Source organism: Roseibium sp. 10G30-5 (genome assembly GCF_055809635.1).
In genome coordinates this window covers 1,987,482-2,005,421 of the sequence record NZ_CM147918.1, presented here as the reverse complement: position 1 = coordinate 2,005,421, position 17,940 = coordinate 1,987,482, and the positions used below count along the sequence as shown (strand labels likewise).

At 57.9% G+C, this 17,940-nt stretch carries 14 protein-coding genes and 2 pseudogenes; 10 read left to right on the top strand and 6 right to left on the bottom strand.

Annotated features, from left to right (window positions below):
- The first annotated feature begins 121 nt into the window (after window positions 1–121).
- From phaR to AC0L7U_RS10190, 3 genes and pseudogenes are all read left to right on the top strand, one after another.
- Window positions 122–705, top strand: a pseudogene (gene phaR / locus AC0L7U_RS10200) (polyhydroxyalkanoate synthesis repressor PhaR).
- A gap of 151 nt (window positions 706–856) precedes the next feature.
- Window positions 857–1,231 (top strand): gamma-glutamyltransferase, encoded by a 375-nt coding sequence (locus AC0L7U_RS10195; protein ID WP_473690414.1) that lies wholly within the window; start codon window positions 857–859, stop codon window positions 1,229–1,231.
- Window positions 1,206–2,459 carry a gamma-glutamyltransferase family protein gene (locus AC0L7U_RS10190; protein ID WP_473690412.1) on the top strand — a complete coding sequence of 418 codons (1,254 nt, stop codon included), beginning with the start codon at window positions 1,206–1,208 and terminating at the stop codon, window positions 2,457–2,459. The genes AC0L7U_RS10195 and AC0L7U_RS10190 overlap by 26 nt, the downstream gene beginning before the upstream one ends.
- A 62-nt stretch (window positions 2,460–2,521) precedes the next feature.
- Here the strand turns inward: AC0L7U_RS10190 and AC0L7U_RS10185 are convergent, their stop codons facing one another.
- Both AC0L7U_RS10185 and AC0L7U_RS10180 read right to left on the bottom strand, forming a co-directional pair.
- Window positions 2,522–2,854, bottom strand: a complete 333-nt coding sequence (locus tag AC0L7U_RS10185) for a hypothetical protein (RefSeq protein WP_473690410.1) — start codon at window positions 2,852–2,854, stop codon at window positions 2,522–2,524.
- Between the two features lie 175 nt (window positions 2,855–3,029).
- A complete protein-coding gene (locus tag AC0L7U_RS10180) occupies window positions 3,030–3,923 on the bottom strand; it encodes a LysR family transcriptional regulator (RefSeq protein WP_473690408.1) in 894 nt (297 codons plus the stop codon).
- 96 nt (window positions 3,924–4,019) lie between these two features.
- Between AC0L7U_RS10180 and AC0L7U_RS10175 the strand changes: the two genes are divergently transcribed.
- Window positions 4,020–4,982, top strand: a complete 963-nt coding sequence (locus AC0L7U_RS10175; RefSeq protein ID WP_473690406.1) for an NAD(P)H-binding protein — start codon at window positions 4,020–4,022, stop codon at window positions 4,980–4,982.
- Between the two features lie 95 nt (window positions 4,983–5,077).
- Here AC0L7U_RS10175 and rplT read toward each other — a convergent pair whose 3' ends face one another.
- The 4 genes from rplT to AC0L7U_RS10155 all read right to left on the bottom strand — a co-directional run bounded on the left by rplT (window position 5,078) and on the right by AC0L7U_RS10155 (window position 10,295).
- Window positions 5,078–5,437 carry a 50S ribosomal protein L20 gene (gene rplT, locus AC0L7U_RS10170; protein WP_473690404.1) on the bottom strand — a complete coding sequence of 120 codons (360 nt, stop codon included), beginning with the start codon at window positions 5,435–5,437 and terminating at the stop codon, window positions 5,078–5,080.
- A gap of 30 nt (window positions 5,438–5,467) precedes the next feature.
- Complete coding sequence (gene rpmI / locus AC0L7U_RS10165) at window positions 5,468–5,665, bottom strand: 50S ribosomal protein L35 (protein ID WP_473690402.1); 198 nt, start codon at window positions 5,663–5,665, stop codon at window positions 5,468–5,470.
- Between the two features lie 267 nt (window positions 5,666–5,932).
- Entirely contained in the window at window positions 5,933–6,844 is a 912-nt protein-coding gene (locus AC0L7U_RS10160; RefSeq protein ID WP_473690400.1) for a response regulator, read from the bottom strand.
- The gene (locus tag AC0L7U_RS10155; protein WP_473690398.1) at window positions 6,837–10,295 is read right to left on the bottom strand and encodes an ATP-binding protein; all 3,459 of its coding nucleotides are present in this window, start codon (window positions 10,293–10,295) and stop codon (window positions 6,837–6,839) included. The genes AC0L7U_RS10160 and AC0L7U_RS10155 overlap by 8 nt, the downstream gene beginning before the upstream one ends.
- Window positions 10,296–10,640: 345 nt before the next feature.
- Here AC0L7U_RS10155 and urtA point away from each other — a divergent pair, with 345 nt between their 5' ends.
- The 6 genes and pseudogenes from urtA to AC0L7U_RS10125 all read left to right on the top strand — a co-directional run bounded on the left by urtA (window position 10,641) and on the right by AC0L7U_RS10125 (window position 17,930).
- Window positions 10,641–11,924, top strand: a complete 1,284-nt coding sequence (urtA, locus tag AC0L7U_RS10150) for an urea ABC transporter substrate-binding protein (RefSeq protein WP_473690396.1) — start codon at window positions 10,641–10,643, stop codon at window positions 11,922–11,924.
- A gap of 144 nt (window positions 11,925–12,068) precedes the next feature.
- Window positions 12,069–13,700 carry an urea ABC transporter permease subunit UrtB gene (gene urtB / locus AC0L7U_RS10145; RefSeq protein WP_473690394.1) on the top strand — a complete coding sequence of 544 codons (1,632 nt, stop codon included), beginning with the start codon at window positions 12,069–12,071 and terminating at the stop codon, window positions 13,698–13,700.
- Window positions 13,697–14,815 (top strand): annotated as a pseudogene (gene urtC / locus AC0L7U_RS10140) (urea ABC transporter permease subunit UrtC); the annotation flags it as partial. The gene urtB and the pseudogene urtC, both read left to right, overlap by 4 nt.
- Before the next feature lie 72 nt (window positions 14,816–14,887).
- Window positions 14,888–15,634: an urea ABC transporter ATP-binding protein UrtD gene (urtD, locus tag AC0L7U_RS10135; RefSeq protein WP_473695755.1), complete on the top strand. Its 747-nt coding sequence runs from the start codon at window positions 14,888–14,890 to the stop codon at window positions 15,632–15,634.
- A gap of 24 nt (window positions 15,635–15,658) precedes the next feature.
- The gene (gene urtE, locus AC0L7U_RS10130) at window positions 15,659–16,354 is read left to right on the top strand and encodes an urea ABC transporter ATP-binding subunit UrtE (protein ID WP_473690392.1); all 696 of its coding nucleotides are present in this window, start codon (window positions 15,659–15,661) and stop codon (window positions 16,352–16,354) included.
- A 94-nt stretch (window positions 16,355–16,448) separates the two neighbouring features.
- Window positions 16,449–17,930 (top strand): AsmA family protein, encoded by a 1,482-nt coding sequence (locus tag AC0L7U_RS10125; protein WP_473690390.1) that lies wholly within the window; start codon window positions 16,449–16,451, stop codon window positions 17,928–17,930.
- Window positions 17,931–17,940 lie beyond the last annotated feature (10 nt).

Genomic DNA, 17,940 nt, shown 5'->3' with positions numbered 1-17,940 from the left:
GAAAATTCTGGCGTCACGTGCCTGTCATGGCTAGTCTGAGGGCTGGAGGAACCGGCAACGTTGGAGGATGAGCGTTGTCAAACGGACCTTGCCGCGAGGTTCCTGAAAATGGAAGACGTGAATGGCAAAGACCAATAAACCAATAGTTATCAAGAAATACGCGAACCGGCGTTTGTACAACACCGGAACCAGCACCTATGTGACGCTTGAAGATCTGGCAGTCATGGTGAAGGGGGAGGAGGACTTCGTTGTCTTTGACGCAAAGTCCGGCGATGAGATTACGCGATCGGTCCTGACGCAGATCATCTTTGAGCAGGAAGGTAAGGGGCAGAATTTGCTGCCGGTCACGTTCCTGCGACAATTGATCCGTTTTTATGGCGATAGCATGCAAGGGCTGGTTCCCAGCTTCTGCAATATTCCATGACGTCTCTGACGCAGGAACAGGATAAATTGCGCGCTCAGATGAGCGATGCCTTTGGCGCAACGGCACTGGATGCCATTGAGGAGCAGGTCAAGCGCAACGCCGAAATGTTTGAGCGGGCGATGGGCATGTTCATGCCATTTCCAGCCGGATCGGCTGGCGCCGCAGGGCAAACATCCCAACAGCAGCCTCAGGCGCCAGCCACCAATGACGACCTCTCTGACATGAAGCGCCAATTGGCGGACATGCAGGAGAAGATCAACGCCCTGTCCGAGAAATCCTGATTTCAAGTCTGTCAGATGCGCGGGCCTGAGGCGCAGGACTGATGTGTCCCCCGCGTTTCTCGCAGAAGATCGGTCATGCCGTCTTTGAGCGGTGACGTGTCAGGGGTGTGCAGTCTGCCGGATCGGAAGATTGACTTGGAGAACTGTCAAGGTGAGCAGAGACTTCGAAAGGCCGGGCCGCTCGCCGGTCTATGCGCGTGAGGCGATGGCCGCCACGTCGCATCCGCTGGCGACAAGTGCTGCGCTGGAAGTGTTGCAGGCGGGCGGCAACGCTGTCGATGCTGCCTTGGCGGCTGTGAGCGTGCAATGTGTGGTTGAGCCTCAGATGACGGGTCTTGGTGGTGACTGTTTCGCCATCATTTGCGAGCCGACTGGGGAAATGGAGGGATTCAACGGGTCCGGCGCTGCGCCCATGGCATTGACGCCTGAGTTTCTGGCCCAGCAGGGCATCGACGAAATCGCCGGCGACTCGGTACATGCGGTGACAGTGCCTAGGTGCTGTGCGAGCCTTGGAAACCTTGCATAAAGCACATGGTTCCAAGCCGTTCTCATCCCTGTTCACAAGAGCGATTTCTTATGCAGAGGATGGGTTTCTGGTGGCCCCTCGCGTTGCGCGCGATTGGGCGCTGCCGGAAAACATTGCCAAACTGAAGGCTGATCCTGTCGCTGCGCGGATATATCTGAAAGACGGCAGCGCCCCACAAGTTGGCGATGTCATGCGGTTTCCGCTTCTGGCTGAAACATTGAAAACCGTTGCCGAGTACGGAGCCGAAGGCTTTTATACCGGTGCAATTGCGAAGGATATCGTTGCCACGATCACAAAGCAGGGCGGCGTGATGACCCTGGCCGATCTGGCGGCTTGCCGGACTACGGCAGTTTGTCCGGTAACGCGCGACTATCGTGGATATACCATCGCCGAACTGCCGCCCAACGGACAGGGGATTATCGCACTCATGATCCTGGGGCTTTTGGAGCGCTTTGATGTCGCTGCCCATGGCCCTCTTTCCGCCGAGCGACTGCATCTGGAGGTCGAAGCGGCTCGTATCGCCTATGCGGCCAGGTCCCGCTTTTTGAGCGATCCTAAACACATGGATGTCGGTGTTGTACAGCTTCTGGATCCGACTTATCTGGATCAGCTTGCCGGTCAGTTTTCTCATACCGAGCGCCTGGCAACGGCTCCGCGTATTGAAATGGCACCGCAAACGGACACCGTCTATCTGACAGTCGTTGACAAGGATGGTCTATGCGTGTCGTTGATCAACTCGATTTTCGGCGCGTTCGGCACAGGTATTGCCACGCCAAAGTCCGGCCTGCTGTTGCACAATCGGGGACTGGTGTTCGAGGCAAAGCCCGGCCATGTCAATTCGGTCGCAGGGGGAAAGCGGCCTCTGCATACCATCATCCCGGCGATGGGCCTGATCGACGGCAAGCCGTGGCTTTCTTTTGGTGTTATGGGAGGCCACTATCAGGCCTGCGGCCATGCGCATCTGATTTCGAACATCGTTGACTATGGCATGGATGTGCAGGAGGCGATTGATTGCCCGCGCGTTTTCTTCGATCTGAAAACGCACCGGGTGGATGTCGAAGGCGGCGTTCCCGACACTTCCGTTGAGGGGTTGCGGCGGCTTGGGCACGAGGTGCGCCGTGCGCCATCCCCCATTGGTGGCGGGCAGGCCATTCAGGTGGATCGCAAAGGTGGTCGGCTCATCGGGGGCTCCGACCCACGCAAGGATGGTCAGGCGGGCGGTTATTGAGGCTGGCAATGCGATCTCTGCGGCGACGACCCAGCTCATCACCGTTGTTGCCTCTTTTGCTCTCAGTACTCTCGCGAGATGACGTGTCCGGCGGCGCGCTGGCGCGGGCGAGATGCGGTCTCGCGGTAGGTGTCGACGCCGGTCTGTTGGTCGATGCGACGTTTGTTGCGAGTTTGCGGATCGCCGTCGCGCGTTGCAATCAGGTGGGCTAGAAACGTTGAATTTGGCCGGTAGCGGGCCAGGTAGACCGTGTGCTCTTCTTCAAGTCGGCCCTCGAGAATGACCGTGTCTGCTGAGAAGGCATGACGGCGGCGCTGCCGGGGTCGCTCATCATCTGAGCGGGAGTGCCGGTTCGTATCGGTACAGACTAGAGCCTTGATTGGTTCAACTCGCAACGGTTTCGCCTCTACGTGTGCCAGAACGGTACGGGCTGTTCCGTACCTGACATCAACGCCGCAACCTGCATGCCAGATCCTGTGAAATCTGCTGAGTTGTTAACTTTTGTTGGCTATTTTTTGCAATTTGTCGAGAAAATGGTTAACGCAAGGCGGCACTACGGCCGTTCAGTGGTTACTTGCAGTAGTGGCTGAATTCCTGATGCAGATGGTCAAAGACAGCGCGCATGCGCGCGTCGTGCTTCAGGTCCTCGTGCATGGTGATCCAGACGTTCATGGGTACGTCAAAGACGTCTTCCAGAATGCGTTTGAGCGCAGGGGCTGCGTCGCCAATCGGGCGTTGGCAGATGCCAATACCACACCCGGCGCGCACGGCAGCAACTTGAGCGATCTGGCTGTCGGTGCGATAGCTGAACAGGGCGGCTGTGAGTGGAATGCCGATATCACCAAGCGCTTTGGCCGAGGAGTGATCGCGATCAAATCCGATCACCTTGTGATGGGCCAGGTCCGCGAGACTGTTTGGCGTGCCGTGGGATGCCAGATAGTCTTCATGGCCGTAAAATGCCAAAGGAATTGATCCGGCGTGACGCGTGACAAGAGCCTTTTGACGTGGCTGTGTCATGCGCACGGCGATGTCGGCTTCTCGCAACAAGAGATCCGCCGTGCGGTTAGACAGCGAAACTTCAAAATAAATCTCGGGGTGGAGTTCCTGAAAGCGGCGGATCATGGCCGGCAGAATTTCCGCACCGATGACGTCGCTGACGGACAGACGAACCGTTCCCTGCATGGTTTGAGGATCGCTGCTTGCGGTGCGCACCAAGGCCTGTTCTGCCTCTGCCATGGCCCGGGCGTGAGGTGCCAGACGTTGCGCGACAGAGGTTGGCTCCAAGCCGCGCGGGGAGCGGGTGAAAAGGCTGACGTTTCCGAGAGCGTCCTGTAACTGATCGATATGTCGGGCAACCGTCGGCTGGGTCAGACCCAGCGTTCTGGCCGCCGCGGACAGGCTGCCTTCCTTCAGAACCGCAAGAAAGGAGCGGTAGTGATCCCAGGTAGGGGCGAGTGTGCTCATCTATTTTCGTATAGCAGAGATCGAGATTATTGGAATTCTTTTTAGGTCGCAGCTCTGTCACGGTCTCGATGTCATCGACACAGAAGGGGGACTGACATGGGATCGAAAACGGCTTTGATATTGGGGGCGACTGGGGGCAGTGGGCATGCGATGGCACAACGCTTTCTGGCTGAGGGCTGGGCGGTGCGCGCTCTTAGTCGGAGACCGGAGGCCGGGCAAGCGTTGCTGCCGCAAGTAACGTGGCTTCGTGGCGACGCGATGGAGAGGGAGAGCGTTGTGCGCGCAGCGGACGGCGTGGACGTCATCTTTCATGGCGTCAATCCGCCGGGATATCGCAATTGGCCTGAGGTTGTGCCTGTCATGCTGGAAAGCACGATCGCGGCGGCTCGACAAAACGGTGCCACCATCGTCTTTCCCGGAACGCTGTATAATTTCGCAGCAGAGGATGGCCCGCTTCTAAGTGAAGACACACGGCAGAGTGCTGATAGTCGTAAGGGCAAGATCCGCATTGCTCTGGAAAAGCGTCTGCGAGATGTCGCTGAGAAAGAAGAAGGTGTTCAGGTGATCATCGTGCGGGCGGGAGATTTCTTTGGGTCCCACGTTGGCAATTCGTGGTTTTCTCAGCTTGTGGTGCCCCCGGGAAAGCCAGTGCGCTCCGTTCGCTATCCTGGAAAATCAGGTGTCGGGCACACATGGACGTATCTGCCGGATTTCGCGGAGACTGCGTTGCGTCTGGTTGTACGGCGGTCCGACCTTGATGCTTTCGAAGTATTTCACATGCAGGGGCACTGGTTTGATCCGGGCGATGAGCTTGTGCGGCATCTGGCCAAAGTGAGCGGGCAGCCACACTTGCAAAGACGCGGATTTCCCTGGTGGGCCGTGCGGCTCTTGTCTCCGGTCGTGCCGTTTTTTCGGGAGGTGACGGAAATTGCTTATCTCTGGAAGCGGTCTATGCGTCTCGACAATGCCAAGCTCGTTGGCTTTCTGGGAGAAGAGCCGCATACATCGACGGACGAAGCGCTTACACGGACACTGCGGGCCATGAAGTGTCTGCCCTGAATGGGGGTTAGACCGCGACCCGCGACACAAAAAAAGCGCGTCTCTCGCGAGGCGCGCTTTTTGTTTTTTGTTCGTCCGTCTGGCTGTCTTTCGACTTAAGCGGCCAGAGCAGCCTTTGCCTGTGCAACCAGGGCGCCAAATGCGTCCGGCTGGTTGATGGCGAGATCAGAGAGAACCTTACGGTCGACTTCAATGCCAGCCTTGTTCAGGCCGTTGATGAAGCTGCCATAGGTCAGCTCGTGCTGGCGTGCAGCAGCGTTGATGCGCTGGATCCAGAGCGAGCGGAAATTGCGCTTGCGGCTTTTCCGGTCGCGGTAAGCATATTGGCCTGCCTTTTCGACGGCCTGCTTGGCGATGCGGATCGTGTTCTTGCGACGGCCATAGTAACCTTTGGCAGCCTTGAGAACCTTTTTGTGACGTGCATGGGCTGTGACGCCCCGTTTTACGCGCGACATGTGATAACTCCTTTAAAACAGGTGCTTGGCTTAGCCGTAGGGCAGGAACTTTTTCACGATCTTTGCATCCTGTTCGCACAGCGTGGTGGTGCCACGTGCGCTGCGGATGAACTTGGTCGTGCGTTTGATCATGCCATGGCGCTTGCCGGCCTGAGCAGTTTTCACCTTGCCGGTTGCAGTCAGCTTGAAGCGCTTTTTGGCTCCAGACTTCGTTTTCAGCTTGGGCATTTTGCATCCTTTCATTGGCGCATCCGGTGACCCGGACGCAGTCTTTTGTGGTGCATCGAGACGTCGCCACGGCATGCCCTGAAAATATCAGGAGCACTTCATGTCTCATCGCAGGCAAAGCTGAAAGAAAGACAATAAAAGAACGGCTCCCGAAGAGGCCGGACGACTCTGGACCGAGCGCTTATAGGGAAAAGCCGGGCAGAGTGCAAGGGGGAGCCCGGTAAAAAGAGGACGCATTTTCGCAGCGGTATGTGCTGAAGGCTGGTTTCACAAGGAATGCAGCGCCTGAGCGGCACGGACGGCGGCAGAGGCGCGATTTTCGACGCCGAGCTTTTCGTAGATCTGCTCCAGATGCTTGTTCACTGTGCGTGGTGATAAGCCCAGAATCTCGCCAATGTCCTTGTTGGCCTTGCCTTTCGCAATCCAGCGCAACACTTCCGCTTCGCGGCTGGTCAGGCCGAAATGCTGCTTGAGGATCTCGTCCTCATTGGGATGGGCGTCGCTCGTCAGCCGGAACAGCACCTCATCGGTGCCGATGGAGCCAATGTAGTTCAGATGCAGTGACAGGCCAGGGGCAGGCTCAAGCCGGATCGCTTCAGGGCTCGTTCGGTCAAGCCCGGCACGCAGCAGCGAACCAAGCTGTGCGGCAATCTCTGTCAGGATGGCCTCGCCGTTGCCAGCCGTTGCGGCCAGTTCGTAGGTTTGTGGCGTGGCCCACCGCATCTGCCCTGTCGCGGTCAGCGCCAACAGGTGACGGCCCGCGGCATCAAGGGCGACACGGGCGCTTTGCACCGAGCGGGCATTGGCCAGATGCACCCGGATGCGCGCCTGCAATTCGTCCAGATTGATCGGCTTGGTGAGAAAGTCGACGCCGCCGCTCTCCAGTGCATGCACCACGTGCTCTGTTTCACTCAATCCGGTCATGAAAATGACGGGCACATGCTGCAGGTTCGGTCGGCTTTTGATTTCGCGGCACGTATCAAAGCCTGACAATCCCGGCATCACGGCATCCATCAGGATCATGTCCGGCGTGACGCGCTCGACCACCGACAGCGCAGCCTTGCCGCTGGTGGCCACCAGCAAGGTCAGGCCGGCATCTTCCAGCGCCTGCGTCAGCAGCCCCAGAGTGTCGGGGGAATCATCGACAATCAGGACAATACTCTTGTAGCTGTCAGCCATTGGCCGCGATATCCTCCAGAGTTTTTCGGTATCCATCCAGATCAAACTGGATGAGGTGCACGCGCAACGCGGCAATCAGCGGCGCATGGTCGGGCAATTGCTCCAACTCCTTTAATTTTGCCTCGATGCCCTGAATGTAGCCAATAGCTCCAAGGTTTATCAGGTCTTGCACCTGTGCAGGCGGCAAGGTCGCAGCAGTGTCTCCGGAAACGATCGGCGGAGCAGTTCCGTCTGCCGAGGAATGAGACCGGGACTGGGGCTGTATCGGCGCTGCCGGGGTGAGGATTGGCGCGCGCTGCGCGACAGCTTTTGCCGTGATCCAATCGATGCGCAAATGCCGCTTCAGCGCTTCCAGCAGCTTGTCGAGATCAAACGGTTTGGCGATTGCGCCATTGTGCAGGTCCGGGCCTTGCGGTTTGAGTGTGTGATCATTGATGTTGGCCGACAGCATCAGCGCCGGGGTGTTGTCGCCACTTTCCCTCAGGCTCTGCAGCAAGTCCCAACCGTTGATGTCCGGCATCAGAATGTCGATGAGATAAAGGTCGGCCTCAATGCCTGCCCGGGTCAGCGCCAGACATTGCTTGCCGTTTTCAGCTTCCAAAAGGTCGAACCCCAGCGGCACGAGGATCTCACGCAGCAAACCCCGATGCTCGGCATTGTCGTCTATAATGAGGATCGTGCGACGCGCTCCCTGATAGCCGGTAACCTGTTGGGTCAGATGCGAGGGGATGATGGTCGGGTTGCTGACGGCTCCCAGCATCAGGCGCACATCGAACCTTGCGCCTTTGCCCGGCTCGCTGGACAAGGCAATGGCTCCGCCCAGTGTTTCGGTCAAAAGCTTGGTGATCGTCAGGCCCAGTCCGAGACCTGGCGTGCTGAGAGCGGTTTCACTGGAGCCGCGCCCGAAGGGCTCGAAGATCACTGTCTGGTCTTCCAGCGCGATGCCAGGGCCGTCGTCGACCACACTGAAATGAGCCACTTGCGAGCGATAGTCGACGGAAAAGGTGACGGCGCCTTCGTGGGTGAATTTCACCGCATTCGACAGCAGATTGACAAGGATTTGGCGGAGCCGTTTTTCGTCGGTGCGGACAATGCGGGGAAGATGGGCGACCCGCTTGTGGCGAAATTCCAGCCCCTTGGTCTCCGCCTGCATGCGGAACATATCGACGATCTGGTCAAGGCACTCGTGAATGTCGATTTCATTGGAATAAAGCTGCAATCGTCCGGATTCGATGCGCGAAATATCAAGCAGGCCGTCAATCAGGCCGGAAAGGTGTTCGGCATTGCGGCGGATGGTGTGGATGTTCGTCAGCGCTTTCGTCGGCAGATGTGAATCCCGCTCCAGCAACTGGGCATAGCCAAGAACCGCGTTCAGGGGTGTGCGCAATTCATGTGAGAGGCCGACCACATAGCGGCTCTTTGCATGATTGGCGGATTCGGCAAAGTCCTTGGCCTTTTGCAATTCGGCATCTGTCTTGCGATGGGCGTTGATTTCATTGAGCAGCAAGGTGTTCTGGCGAGCGGATTCTTCTTCTGCCACGCGGCGTGTGTCATGGGCCAGCACAAGAAACCAGCATGCGATACCCGTGACGATCGAAAAGATCACGAAAATGAACAGGCTTGTCTGGGCGACGATCGCAGCGCTTTCAGGGTAATGCACGCTGGCTTGCGATGAGATGGCCAGAAGCACCAGACCGATGGCTATGATGGACGTGGTCGTGGTGATGACATAACGCCCAAGCCGGGTGTTCAGAAGGTCAACGACCTTTTGCGGCAAGGTTGCTGCGGCAATTGTGCCGACCTGATAGGACAGCCGCGCCTTGGGCTTGCACAGATCGTGACAGCGGGCGTCAAGCGTACAACAGAGCGAACAGATCGGGGCCTGATAGGCGGGGCAATACGCCATGTCTTCCGGCTCGAAGGGGTTTTCGCAAATCGAGCAAGTCAGCGTTTCCTTGTTCTGCCAGGCACGGCGCGGCTTGCGGGCCAGATAATAGCGTCCCTTCGTGGCCCATGCGATGGTCGGCGCAGCGATAAAGGCGACGAGCATGGCAAGATAGGAGGAGACGGCCACCCCGATTGGCCCGAAGGTGCCGGAATGCGCTGCGAGGCCACAGATTGTCGCCAGCAACATGGCGCCGGTCCCCACCGGATTGATGTCATAGAGATGCGCGCGCTTGAATTCGATCTCCTTCGGCGCAAGTCCCAGTGGCTTATTGATGAAGAGGTCGGCGGAAATCGTCGCGAGCCAGGCCATGGTAACAATGGAGAACGCACCCAGCGCCTGCTCCAGAACGCGGTAGATGCCAAGCTCCATCAACAACAGCGCGATCAGCACGTTGAAGACAAGCCAGACGACGCGACCGGGATGTGAGTGAGTCAGGCGGGAAAAGAAGTTCGACCAGGCAAGCGACCCGGCATAGGCGTTCATGACGTTGATCTTGAGCTGTGAGACCACCACGAAGGCGGCCATCAGCAGAATGACGAGGCTGTGCCAGGGCAACATGTAGCCAAAGGCCACAGCGTACATGCGCGAGGGTTCTGCTGCATGTTCCACCGGGATGCCGGTGCTAAGGGCGAGGACGGCAAGAAATGACCCGGCCAGCATTTTCGGCGCGCCCATCACCACCCAGCCGGGGCCGGCAAGAAACAGCGCCAGCCAATGACGCCGCTGCGCCGTTTTCTGCGGTGGCGTAAAGCGAAGAAAATCAACCTGCTCGCCGATCTGCGCCATCAGCGCCAGAATGACGGTAGAGGCGGCGCAGGCACTGATCAGGCTAAAGGGCGCACCGCCCTCACGGACCAGTCCGGTGGCCCGGTCGAGACCGGCAAAGGTGAGCCAGGTGGAGAAACTGTGATTGCTGGAAAAGGCGATGAAGATGAACGGCAGAACGTTGAGGCAGATCCAGAACGGCTGCGTCAGCAATTGAAATCGGCTGATCCAGGTGATGCCATGGGTCACCAGCGGTATGACAGCGACGGCACTGAGGATGTAGCCTATCCAGATCGGCACGCCAAAAGCGTATTCCAGCGCCCCCGACATGATGGAGGCCTCGATGGCAAACAGGATGAAGGTAAAGCTGGCATAGATCAGCGACGTGATGGTCGAGCCGATATAGCCGAAGCCTGCACCGCGTGTCAGAAGGTCAATATCGACCCCGTGACGCATGGCGTAGCGGGCAATAGGAAGCCCCACGATCAACAAAGTCAAGCTGCCCATCATGATCGCGGCTATGGCGTTCAGCGTGCCGTGTGACAGGGTTACGGCACCGCCGATGGCTTCCAGCGCCAGAAACGAGATCGCTCCGATGGCCGTCTGAGAAATTCGCTGCGATGAGAACCGCCGCGCTTTCTTGGCCGTGAAGCGCAGGGCATAGTCTTCCAGCGTTTGATTGTTGACCCACTGGTTGTATTTGCGCCGAACCGGCAGGATGCGTTGGCGCGCTGTCATTGGCAAATTGCCCTAAAAGCTATCATCTCACCCCCGATTGATGTGTTTCTGTGCGCAGCCAAGCACTTGTACCGCACAGTCCTGACGGGTTGTGCGGCATGTACCTCATCTTTGCGTTGGTTAAAGCAGGTTTCATGCCGGTTTGCACTGACCTGTCAGTTTGCCCAGCGCCATCTGCGTAAAATGCGCAAGCGGTCTACGTCAATTGACGTATAGGGATCGCGCCACATTGCAGTCACGATTTACCCAGCGACGAAATTGATGCGTCGTCCTGCCGCTGCCCTCCCGCTTTTACGGAGCGCCTGGCGGTCAACAAGAGGGGACAAATGATGACTGCAAGACTTAATGCCCGACTGTCCGGCCTTGGTGATCGCCGGCCTCATGGCCTCCACCATGATCACGGGTGCCTATGCTGCTGACGACACGATCAAGGTTGGTATTCTGCACTCCCTGTCCGGCACCATGGCTATTTCGGAAACGACCCTGAAAGATGCCATGTTGATGCTGATCAAGGAGCAGAATGAAAAGGGCGGTCTGCTCGGCAAGAAGCTTGAGCCAGTTGTCGTCGATCCTGCTTCCGATTGGCCGACCTTTGCGGAAAAAGCCCGTGAACTGATTTCGACCGACAAGGTCTCTGCCGTCTTTGGATGTTGGACCTCTGCATCGCGCAAAGCCGTACTTCCGGTGTTCAAGGAGCTGGATTCAATCCTCTTCTATCCGGTTCAGTACGAAGGCGAAGAAAGTGAGCGTAACGTTTTCTACACCGGTGCGGCCCCCAACCAGCAGGCCATTCCGGCTGTTGACTACCTGATGAACCAGGAAGGCGTGAAGCGCTGGGTGCTGGAAGGCACCGACTATGTCTACCCGCGTACGACCAACAAGATCCTGAAGGCTTATCTGGAATCCAAGGGCGTCAAGCCGGAGGACATCAAGGTCAACTACACGCCTTTCAGCTTCTCTGACTGGCAGACGGAAGTGGCCGCCATCAAGGACTTTGGCTCGGCAGGCAAAAAGACCGCTGTGGTCTCCACCATCAACGGCGATGCCAACGTACCTTTCTATAAGGAACTGGCCAATCAGGGCGTGAAAGCAGAAGACATTCCGGTTATCGCCTTCTCCGTTGGTGAAGAAGAGCTGGCGGGTCTCGATACCAAGCCACTGGTCGGACACCTTGCCGCCTGGAACTACTTTGAATCCGTTGATACGGATGCCAATGCCAAGTTCATTGATGAATGGCACGCCTACACCAAGGACGAAGAGCGCGTTACCAACGATCCGATGGAAGCAAGTTACATTGGCTTCAACATGTGGGTGAAGGCGGTTCAGAAGGCCGGATCCACTGATCCGGACAAGGTCATCAATGCCATGGTCGGCGTTTCCGTTCCCAACCTCTCGGGCGGCACGGCAACCATGATGCCAAACCACCACATCACCAAACCGGTGCTGATTGGTGAAATTCAGGATGATGGCCAGTTCGAAACTGTTTGGCAGACTCCGGGCGAAGTCGCAGGCGATGCCTGGTCGGACTATCTGCCGGGTTCCAAGGATCTGATCTCGGATTGGCGCAAGCCGATGTCCTGCGGCAACTTCAATGTGAAGACCGGTAAGTGTGGCGGTTCTGGTTCTTAAAAGTCCCATGCAGCCTGAAAGGAGATGGCTTCGTGCCTCTCCTTTCTTTTTTCTTCTTCTCTGTCGCGGCTCTGGATCAGCTCTCTTTGGAGGGGTGGGAGGGTCGCGGCAGAGATCCCTTGTCATCTCAACGCGGGTGTCGGCATGCCTTCTGTACGCTCTCTTCTTGTTCTCGCTGGCATCGTTCTGCTCGCCATTCTGTCGTCGGGGGCAGGCGCTTTTGCGCAGGAGACCGGCGAGCAGTTGCGTCCCCTGATCAACGCGTTGGCTCTGGGCAGCTTTCAGGACACGGAAAAGCAGATTGGCACCATCGTCGAGACCGGCGATGCACATGCGGCCGCTGCGTTGGAGGCTTTGAGCCACGGCAAGTTGTATTTCCGCAAGAAAGACAAGCAGGTTTTCATCGTTGAACGCGCGCCAAAGGGGTATGCGCTGATCGACCCGATCACCATGAAATCGGCGGGAGACGCCGGTCGGCGTGATGTCAGCAAGATCCGCGTCAACAACGGTGTGCGCCGGGCCTTGCGTTCGGCCGTCGGCGAACTGACGCTTCATTCACCAGATGCTGAGGTGCGCCGTCAGGCCGCTCACGCCATGTTTCAATCCAAGGATCCGGACACCATTCCGGCTCTCGACAAGGCGATTGCGCGGGAAAAAGATGCTGGCATCAGGGCCGATATGCAGCAGGCGCGCGCAGCCGCCGTTTTACAATCGGACATGGGCGATGAGCAGAAACTGAGCGCTGTCGCCGAACTCAAGTCCATGGGCAGTCGACAGGCTTTGTCACTGCTGCTTGGCGCGACTCATCAGACAAAAGGTGCTGTGCATGATGCAGCAGCGAAGGCTGCCAGTGGCATTCAAGACACGCTGGCGCTGTGGGATGGGGCGCAGAATGTTTGGTACGGCCTGTCACTTGGCTCGGTTTTGCTGCTGGCAGCTATCGGTCTTGCCATCACATTCGGCGTGATGGGTGTCATCAACATGGCGCATGGCGAAATGGTGATGATCGGCGCTTACGTCACCTACATGGTGCAGGATGCCATTCGTGGGTCTGCCCCTTGGCTTTTTGATTATTCTCTTTTTATTGCCTTGCCGCTGGCTTTTTTGGCCGCAGGGGTCATCGGTGTCATCATTGAGCGGTGTGTTATCCGCTTTCTATACGGACGTCCGCTTGAAACCCTGCTCGCAACCTGGGGGATCTCCTTGATCTTGCAGCAAGCGACACGCACGATCTTTGGTCCAACCAACCGGGAGGTTGGCTCGCCGGACTGGATGTCCGGGGCCTTTCAACTTGGCCAAATGACGATCACCTACAATCGTCTCTACATCCTGATCTTCGCGTTTCTGGTGTTTGCCGGTCTGATGATCCTGCTCAAGCAGTCGTCGTTTGGCCTTTTCACCCGAGCGGTAACGCAGAACCGGCGTATGGCCGCTTCCATGGGTATACGCACGCCATGGATTGACGCTCTCACCTTTGGCTTGGGGTCCGGGATTGCCGGGATTGCCGGTGTGGCGCTGTCGCAAATCGACAACGTTTCGCCCAACCTGGGCCAGAACTACATCATCGACAGCTTTATGGTCGTGGTCTTTGGCGGTGTCGGCAATCTTTGGGGCACGCTTGTCGGAGCCATGTCGCTTGGGGTCCTGAACAAGTTCCTGGAGCCATACGCCGGGGCTGTGCTTGGCAAAATCCTGGTGCTCGTCTTTATCATTCTCTTTATCCAGAAGCGTCCGCGCGGGTTGTTTGCCCTCAAGGGCCGGGCAGTGGAAGCATGATGACATCCTATCTTTTCAAGACGCTTGATGCCCGCTTCAGTGCCTTTCTGGGTCTCATGCTGGTGGTGACTTTTGCCTTTCCCGCCTTGAATCTTTTGACGTCGGTCAGCAGTCCATTTCACATCTCGACCTATGCGCTGACGCTGATGGGCAAGTATCTGACCTATGCGCTGCTGGCGCTGTCGGTCGATCTGGTGTGGGGCTATTGCGGTATCCTGTCTCTTGGCCATGGCGCTTTTTTTGCGCTGGGCGGATATGCCATGGGCATGTATCTGATGCGCCAGATCGGTTCCCGCGGTGTCTATGGAAACCCGGTTCTGCCGGACTTCATGGTGTTCCTCAACTGGAAGGAATTGCCATGGTATTGGTCTGGCTTCGACATGTTCTGGTTTGCCGCCGTCATGGTGGTGCTGGTTCCCGGCGTTCTGGCATTCATCTTTGGCTGGTTCGCTTTTCGGTCGCGGGTCACCGGCGTCTATTTGTCGATCATCACTCAGGCGCTGACCTATGCGCTGATGCTGGCCTTCTTCCGCAATGACATGGGGTTTGGTGGCAACAACGGCCTGACGGATTTCAAGGATATTCTCGGCTTCGACGTCCAGTCGGATGCAACCCGGTCCGGCCTTTTCATTGCCTCTGGGTTGGCGCTGATTGCGGGCTTCCTGATTTGCCGGGCGATCACCCGGTCGAAATTAGGCAAGGTTCTGGTGGCGGTGCGGGATGCGGAAAGTCGTACCCGTTTCTTCGGTTACCGTGTTGAGCATTACAAACTGTTCGTCTGGACGCTGTCTGCCATGATGGCCGGTGTCGCAGGGGCGCTGTTTGTGCCGCAGGTTGGCATCATCAATCCGGGGGAGTTCTCGCCGACCAATTCCATTGAGGTGGTGATCTGGGTGGCCGTTGGCGGGCGCGCCACACTGGCTGGACCGATCATCGGGGCCATTCTCGTCAACTTTGGTAAGAGCTGGTTTACCGCGGCCTTGCCGGATGTCTGGCTGTTTGTTCTGGGCGCATTGTTCCTGCTGGTGACGCTGTTTTTGCCCAAGGGCATTCTTGGCACCCTTGGGAGTGGCTGGACCGCTCTGCGGGACAGGCGCGCAGCGCGCAATGCTGAACGCGGGCAAGACGGGGGGCCGTCCGGTCCCGTCACCGGATCCCCCACAGGCCGAGGCGGCGGAGTAACGACCATGGCGCGAAACAACAGTCTCCTTTATCTCGATGGCGTCTCCGTCTCTTTCGATGGCTTCAAGGCGCTCAACAATTTGTCGCTGCATATTGCTCCGGGCGAAATGCGCGCCATCATCGGCCCTAACGGGGCGGGGAAAACCACGATGATGGATGTCATCACCGGCAAGACCCGACCGGACAGCGGCGAGGTGTTCTTTGATGGCACCATTGACCTGACCGGAGAGGACGAGGCGTCGATTGCCGAGCTGGGTGTTGGACGCAAGTTCCAGAAACCCACTGTCTTTGAGAGTCACACGGTGTGGGACAATCTGGAGCTGGCGCTCAAGGCACCGCGCGGGCCGTTTGCCACCTTGTTTCACGTCCTTAAGAACCGTGAGCGGATACGCATTGAAGAGCTGCTTGAGCTGATCCGTCTGGGTGACAAGCGCAACACGCTGGCGGCCAACCTGTCACATGGCCAGAAACAATGGCTGGAAATCGGCATGTTGCTGGCGCAGGACCCGAAACTGCTGCTGGTGGATGAACCGGCAGCGGGGATGACGGATGCCGAAACCGCCGAGACCGCCGATCTGTTGCGCGATATTGCCCGCGAGCATTCCGTTGTCGTGGTTGAACATGACATGACTTTTGTGCGCGCGCTCGGGGTTCGGGTCACCGTTTTGCACGAGGGGGCTGTGCTGGCAGAAGGGTCATTGGACCATGTCTCGGCGAACGAACGGGTTGTCGAAGTCTATCTGGGCCGTTGAACCGCGCCGGAATCGGGGAAGAACATGCTGAGTGTCAACGCAATCAATCTGCATTATGGAGCAGCGCAGGCGCTGAAGCAGGTGTCGCTGAATGCCGAAATCGGCAAAGTGACCTGCCTCATGGGCCGCAATGGTGTCGGCAAAACGTCGACCTTGCGGGCGATCACCGGTCAGCACGCCATCAGTGGTGGCAGTATCACCTGGGAAGGCGAGGATGTGTCTCGTCTGGCCCCTCATGCCCGCGCCAAACGTGGCATTGCCATGGTGCCACAGGGTCGTGAAATCTTTTCGCTGTTGAGCGTGAAGGAAAATCTGGAGACCGGCTATGCCTGTCTGCCAAGACGAGAGCGGAAGATTCCGGAGGCTGTTTTCGAATTGTTTCCGGTGCTCAAATCCATGCTTGGCCGTCGGGGGGGCGATCTTTCCGGTGGACAGCAACAGCAACTTGCGATCGCCCGTGCGCTTGTCACGCAGCCGCGCTTGCTTGTTTTGGACGAGCCAACGGAGGGCATTCAACCGTCCATCATCAAGGACATTGGCCGCGCCATCGAATGGCTGAGAGATCAGGGAACCATGGCGATCGTGCTGGTTGAACAGTACTTCGAGTTTGCCCGGGATCTGGCGGATGATTTTGCCGTCATGGACCGTGGTGAAGTGATCCTGTCGGGCGCGCGTGCAGATCTTGATGAACAACAAGTGCGCGCGCATTTGACCGTCTGATCGCTCTGTGGTGGTTGACAGACTGGCGTAGGCTGCGCTTTCTCTCAAAATAAGGTGGATCTTCACCTTATGCTGACGCTGAGAGGAGCACTGCATGCGCCGTATTCTGATTGCATTGGGCGTGATCGTCCTGTTGCTGGTGGTCGCCGTGTTTGCCGTGCCTTATCTGTTGCCGACCGGCGCTTTAAAACAGCAGGTCGTGGCGCGGTTGGATGCCTCTCTTGGCTGGAAGCTTGCCATTGACGGGCCTGTGCATGTGGCTGTGTGGCCGGAGCCGTCTCTGGTGGTCGATGATGTGTCGCTGTCGGGAGCAGCTGGCGCGGACGGCGTGAATTTCGCGCAGGCAAAGCAGGTGTCCTTCGGGGTGACCTGGGACAGTTTGTTGGGCGGCGATTTTCATATCAGCGGTGTCACTCTCACCCAGCCAGCGTTTTTCCTGAGCGTCGACAAAAGCGGCGCGACGTCCCGGGCGGCGCGTGTTCCTTTGCGCGGCGATGCGACCGACGCCACGACGAGGTCCTCTTCCGGCGCAAAGAAATCTTCTGACGTCAGTGCTTCTGATGGCGACGAAACGATGGGATCGGGCGACCGCGGCGGTGGTCAGCCGGGCAGCACGCCTGGTATCGACAATCTCACGGTGACGGACGGGACGCTCGTCTACAAGGATGCACGTTCGGGCACAGATGTAAAACTCTCCGGTATCAATGTCTCGTTTGCAGCGCCTGATCCGGAAAAGGAAGCACAGTTTGACGGGAAGCTGGCTTGGAACGGGCTTCCGGTCAGTGTTTCGGGCAAAGTGTCCGAGCTGACCAAGTTTGCGGCGGGTGATGCGACGTCGGTACAACTGACGGGGACTGCGGGCGGTGTGGACCTGAAAGCGAATGGTCTGCTGGGCACGAAACCTTTGACGGCCAAGCTGGCATTGACGGGGCAGGTCAGCGACCCGCAAGCACTCGCCAATGCGACCGGCGAACGATCACTTGCGGGGCAGCCTGTGTCGTTCTCCACTCAGGTTCTGGCAAAACCACACGAAGTGTCGTTTCAGGCCTTGAAGATTGCCAGTGGCGATCTGGCCCTGTCGGGCAAGGGGGCCGTCGCGCTGTCTGGAAAGACCGCGAAAGCCACGGTTTCGCTGACGGGTGACAAAGCGTTGCCCCTCACGGTCGGGTATGTTGGCAATCCGGCAGCCTCCGGTGCCGAGGCTGGAACACTTTCTATTTCCACCAAACAGCTTTCGCAGGTTTTGAAAAGACTTGGCGTAGACCGCGCCTTGCCCGACAGCTTGCAGAGCTTTTCATCTCAGGCGCAGCTTGGTCTGGGCGATAACACGCTGACTTTTCGTAATGCGCAGTTCGTCTGGGGCGCAACGCAGGGAACTGCCGAGGGTAAAATCGTCTCCGGTTCGGTGCCGCAACTCGACGCCAAGGTCCACTTCAAGCATCTGGCGCTTGATCCTTTTCTTGAGGCCGCAAATGGTGCCTCCAGCTCACCAGCCCCTTCTGTAACGGCGCAGCCTGCAACATCCAGCGGGTCAGATAAGGGGGGGCGAATAAAACCGCGTCGTCCAGCGATCTGAAAGCGCATTT